At 55.8% G+C, this 4,120-nt stretch carries 3 protein-coding genes; 1 reads left to right on the top strand and 2 read right to left on the bottom strand.

Going from position 1 to position 4,120, the window contains the following annotated elements:
• Window positions 1–77: 77 nt before the first annotated feature.
• Window positions 78–737, top strand: coding sequence for an IS21-like element helper ATPase IstB (istB, locus tag AC0L2A_RS35860; protein WP_473612902.1), 660 nt, complete (start codon window positions 78–80; stop codon window positions 735–737).
• Window positions 738–880: 143 nt separating this feature from the next.
• Here the strand turns inward: istB and AC0L2A_RS35855 are convergent, their stop codons facing one another.
• Window positions 881–2,044, bottom strand: a complete 1,164-nt coding sequence (locus tag AC0L2A_RS35855; protein ID WP_473612900.1) for a M24 family metallopeptidase — start codon at window positions 2,042–2,044, stop codon at window positions 881–883.
• 1,179 nt (window positions 2,045–3,223) lie between these two features.
• On the bottom strand, window positions 3,224–3,652 hold the full coding sequence (panD, locus tag AC0L2A_RS35850) for an aspartate 1-decarboxylase (RefSeq protein ID WP_473612899.1): 429 nt from the start codon (window positions 3,650–3,652) through the stop codon (window positions 3,224–3,226).
• Between the last annotated feature and the right edge of the window lie 468 nt (window positions 3,653–4,120).

Here is a 4,120-nt window from a genome sequence, read left to right as displayed (position 1 = left end):
GGAAAGGAAGAAAGAATGCTGACGAACCCCACCCTCGACCAGATGCAAACCCTCGGTCTGGCCGGCATGGCTGCCGCCTGGCGCGAGATCGCCCGTCGCGACGAGCGGCGCATCTCCATGTCGAGCAAGCTCGCCCAGTTCCCGTTCGTGCGCGAACTCGACGGCTTCGACTTCGATGCCCAGCCTTCACTCGATCAGGCCAGATCAGGGAACTCGCGACCTGCCGCTGGATCGCACACGGCGACACAGTCCTGTTCCTCGGACCGCCCGGAACGGGCAAGACTCATCTTGCCGTGAGCCTCGGCCGCGAGGCGATCCGCCAGAACTACAATGTGCAGTTCGTCACGGCAGCGACGCTGGTGGCGATGCTGGCCAAGGCACATGCCGATGGCTCTCTGGACAAACAGTTGACGACCTTGTCGCGGCCGAAATTATTGATCATCGACGAGCTGGGCTGTTTGCCCTTCGAGGCCAATGCCGCACACTTGTTCTTCCAACTGGTGTCGCGGCGCTACGAGAAGGGATCGATTCTGATCACTTCCAATCGTTCTGTGGGCGAATGGGGAAGTGTTTTTGGCGACCCCGTTGTGGCCACGGCGATCCTGGATCGCCTGCTTCATCACTCAACGGTGATCACCATCCGCGGTGACAGCTATCGGCTCCGCGAAAAGCGCCGGTCCGGCCTTCTGCAGAAGGTCGGACCGGCACTCGAAACCAACGAAACAGCAAACCAATGAAGGGGTCAGTTCTTCACTTCGCCAATGGGGTCAAATCCTCGCTTCGCTTGACATGAGAATGATACCGAACGACGCCAGCTTGTCGGTCACGAATGCGCCGCTTTGTGTACCCGGCACAACTCCAAAAAGCTCCCGCCCTTCAACTATGCACGATAGAGCGTGTGAGGTATGCGACTGAGCACTTCCGCACCCTGCTCGGTCACTAAGACGTGCTCACTGGTTCCAATTAGGTAACCGTTTTCTCCGCATAGAATTATTGGCATGTGCAAGGTCATATTTGGCTCGAGTACGTCTGTGGCACCGGGCTCGAGACTGATGTTACCGCGCTCCACCCAGTTAATACCGGTTTGGTAACCAACCCTGTGGTTTAGAAACTCAGGATGCCCATATCGCTCTAGGACCCCTCTTCCGGCGGCATCAACTTCACCGGCGGTCGCACCAGGCTTTATTGCGGAAATAGCAGCCTCCAGAGCTTCAATCGAGAGGTCGTGCAGCAGTTCAGTTTCGGCATGTCGTCCAAGTAGGGCGCTACGGACCAATCCGCAGGCATAGCCATTCTTTAAACCGCCAAGTTCCATAAAAGCAGGGTCGTTCTTTCTGATCGGATGGCGCTTGGGACTGCCATGCGAAAGCTTCGTCCGCTCGCCAAACAATAGCGTTGCAGAGGTTGCCCGTACCGTGCCCCCGGCTTTCTCGACTTCGTCATCAATATTCTCAGCCACTTCCGCTTCCGTGATACCCTCCCGCAGGGACTCCTGGAAAACTCGAACCGCCACGTCAGTCAGTTGCATAGCGAAGCGCATGACTTCGAGTTCCATCTCCGTCTTTACAGCTGCCACCGTCGCTACTAGACGAGTCGCATCAGCAAATTTGAAATCGGGAAGTTGCGCCTGAAGCGCACTAACATCCGCCGGTGCAAGGTTCCAGCAGCCGAGTTCAAAACCAATTCTGCTCCCCTTCAAGCCGAACCGCCGAATGGCAGCGGCGCAAACTGGCACAAAGTCCGACTGCTCCCTGTAAGGTACTATTTCTTCCACGCAGCTATCCGACCGGACGCCGCCCAATTCATACTCTCGGACCACGAATATGGGCTTTTGTCCCGGTACGAGGATTAACGGGAACGGCATGAAGTATCCACCACGCCCATCATAGCCGCTGAGATACTGCAGGTGGCCGTGAGCGGTTACTACCAGAGCGTCGAGGTTGGCCCGTTCCATTGCCTCGAACACTTTTTGCTGACGGCGCTCATACTCGGTTTTTGGAAATGGGAGATCCGTCAGCGGAACTGCTGAAGTTATACTGATCATTAGATCACCATTGTTGGCTTGTCTGTTCCGCTACCCGGACATTGGAAAACATTCAAATGCGCGACCAATTCACGCCTCCGTCTAATTGGACAATCACCCGCAACAGCGGCCTGCGTCAAATCCAGTTTTCATATTGTATTCATCTGGCCACGTGATGTACTCAAAGCGGCTAATTGAACCTTCGGCTGACGGTCGAGTAACTCAGCTACTGCGGCCTTTCCGTCAAAGATCCGGGCGGGTGACTTGTCCCGCGCGACCCGCATGATATCAGGGCCTGTGCCCAAGTGCGAGTGATGAGCGGAGTTGGGAGGTGGAAGCATGCCGTCAAGGACTCGGGCCGCGGAAGAGCGCAGTCATAGCGCTTGATAAGCAGAATTGGGGTCTTCTTGCCATTAGCTGTTAACCTTCCTACGTCTGCGTGCTGGTCTGAGCGTAAATCAGCATCAGTTCTTTCAGCGTGCCCGACCGGAGACTTATGGTGAGCGTATCATTGTTAGCGGTCTGCGATCACAGAGATTCCGTGAATTTATTTGTAGACGATCCTCCGCGCCCCTTGCGAAGGCAAGGAAGGAAACGATCTGATCCCAATTGCGTCGTCCAACTCTGCGCTGGTATTTGACGTCGGCTCCAGATCGAAGGTGCCGGCGCGGTCCCGAGGGATGAGGCGCGTTAAGTACTTCTTTGATAAGCCGTTGCGGTGATTGCCGTTCCCCCAGCCGTTCGTCATCGAGATGCTCCTCCGCCCCGGATTCAGAATCCGCTAGGAATGCGCCTTCTTCAGATCGTCTAAAAATCGTCGGCCAAAAACCTCAGACGGAAACTGCCAAAAAGCCATGTGATGGTTCTCTCCTTTCCTTCAAAGATGGCCTCGCGATCAAAAATTCCGACAGTCCCGCAAGCACTAGGCTGCCGCTCACAACCGCTGGCTGACGGCGCATAAGTTCGACCATCCGGCGCAGCAGATCGCCTTCCAGGATCAGTTCGATGCCATTGCCAATGCGCAGAACCGGTTGGAGCGCCTCGATGGGCAGCTTGTCGAGCGGGTACCTTGTTGGACGATGGCACCGGTGACGGCGGCCTATCAGGGATTGGACGGGCGAGTACGCTACTGACCGCGGCCTTCATCGCCTATTTAATCAAACCCCGTGAGGTATCACCGATTGGCCTGACTCGGGATCTTTAGGCGTTACCGCCAGGAGAGCCCTCGCGAATCGCGAACGCCTTCGTTCCATCATCGTTAATCCAACCATCGTAGAACATGCGGTCGCGGACAGAATTGTCCCGGTGGAACGTCAGCACTCGCGGTTTGATCTCTACCATCTGATGCTCCTCGATGTATGCGGAGGAGCAAACGATTATCTCATCCCCGACCTGGCAGGTGCGAGCAGCGGCTCCGTTCAGCACACAGCAACGAGAACCCCGCTCGCCGTAAATGACGTACGTACTGATTCGCGCGCCTGAAGCCTTATTCCAGATCTCAACGAATTCCATTGGAAGAATACCCGCCTCGTCACAATGATCTGGGTCCAGAGTTATTGAACCGTGATAGTTCAAATTTGCGTCGGTTACAGTGATGCAATGAAGCTTTGCGGCAACAAACTTTCTCATCTACAGATTTCCTCTTCGGCGATGGATCCCTGCGCCCGACCAGCGACTGCAGTGTTTCGGTCCCAGGGACGGGGGCGCAAGTTGGTCGGTATGAGTCGGAGGCATTGCAGGTCTGCTGTACCCGTTCTCGAATGAGATCCGATGCAGTCCTGATATGTTCCTTTCCTTCGATTGATTTCCACCGGCTCGCAACCAACGTGGCAAACCTCGTGCCAATTGGGCTGGTCGGGCCAGAAACAGCATTTTGCGATCCCTTTCAGCGATTTAGCCTGAGGCCAAACCAGAGATCGGATCAAGAAGCTTGTGTCGCGGACCCGACAGAGCGACGTGAGGTGTCGGACGTGTTACTTGAGACGCTATTGGTGCCCTCGGAGACCGGGAAGAAGTTGAGCGTGCTAGAGCGCGTCCTGTTTAATCTGGGTCGTATCCAGCTGCCTTGAAGTAGTTGGCGCATTCGGCTGGGGTGAA

The sequence above is a fragment of the Mesorhizobium sp. WSM4844 genome (assembly GCF_055811775.1).
The sequence above is the reverse complement of the archived record's forward strand: the minus strand, read 5'-3'. Positions and strand labels throughout refer to the sequence as shown.